This window comes from Paenarthrobacter sp. NPDC057355, from assembly GCF_042667405.1.
In the GTDB taxonomy this organism is placed as follows: domain Bacteria; phylum Actinomycetota; class Actinomycetes; order Actinomycetales; family Micrococcaceae; genus Arthrobacter.
The window spans coordinates 756-1,539 of the sequence record NZ_JBHVAL010000057.1; the positions used below are offsets into that span (position 1 = coordinate 756).

2 protein-coding genes are annotated in these 784 nt (G+C 63.3%); one reads left to right on the forward strand and one right to left on the reverse strand.

Annotated elements, in window-relative coordinates; all coding sequences use genetic code 11:
• On the reverse strand, positions 1–300 hold the full coding sequence (locus ACFUOZ_RS21365; protein WP_377552048.1) for a hypothetical protein: 300 nt from the start codon (positions 298–300) through the stop codon (positions 1–3).
• A gap of 130 nt (positions 301–430) precedes the next feature.
• Between ACFUOZ_RS21365 and ACFUOZ_RS21370 the strand changes: the two genes are divergently transcribed.
• Positions 431–784, forward strand: a 354-nt coding sequence (locus ACFUOZ_RS21370) for a hypothetical protein (protein WP_377552050.1), incomplete at its 3' end; no start/stop codon positions are given.

Genomic DNA, 784 nt, shown 5'->3' on the forward strand with positions numbered 1-784 from the left:
CTACAAAATACTCTCCTCACGCATCCTCTTGTAGATCGCGGTCCGGCTGACCTTCGCAGCCTTCGAGACCTCTGTCGTGGTGAGGGCCTTCGATTGCACCGCGTGCACGGAGAGTTCGGTCTCCGCCGCCTTCGCCTCCTCCGCCAGATCCGAGAACGCCCGGATCAGGTTCCGATGCCACTCGGCCGGATCACGGGACATGGCCGCGTCGGCATGTCCGAGGTATCCGGCAAGCTCAGAGATCGCTTGCAGCCTCACCTGCATCTTTGTACGGATCTCGGCCGGTACTGACTCCGACATATTCGACCATCCTTGACTACGTCTGGCGATAACCTGGTTGACAACCCCCGTGCATGAGGTTCAGGGTAGAGCACGCAACACCCCGTAGACGAGCGATCGTCACCTGACGATCTGTCACAAGGAGAGATTCATGCCCGCGATCTTCCACGTCGACCAGGCCCGCACCTTCTCGATGGTCATGTTCCTCAGCTCCTCGCCCAAGATGCAGTTCGGCACCCAGCAGCAGGACACCGCCAAGGACGGCACGCCGAAGTGGGAGGTGCAGGTCGTCGCCTCCTTCACCCAGTTCGGCCGGACCGAGAACGAGATCCTCAAGGTCGGTGTCCTCTCGCACCAGGACCCCGCCGCCCCGCTCCAGGGGATGCCGCAGCCGGTCGAGCTGGTCGGCTTCCGGGTCGGTGTCACCCCGGCCGAGAAGCGGACCGACCGCAACGGCAACGAGAAGGTCGTCGGCGGCACTGCCTGGTACCAGGCCGACGAGATC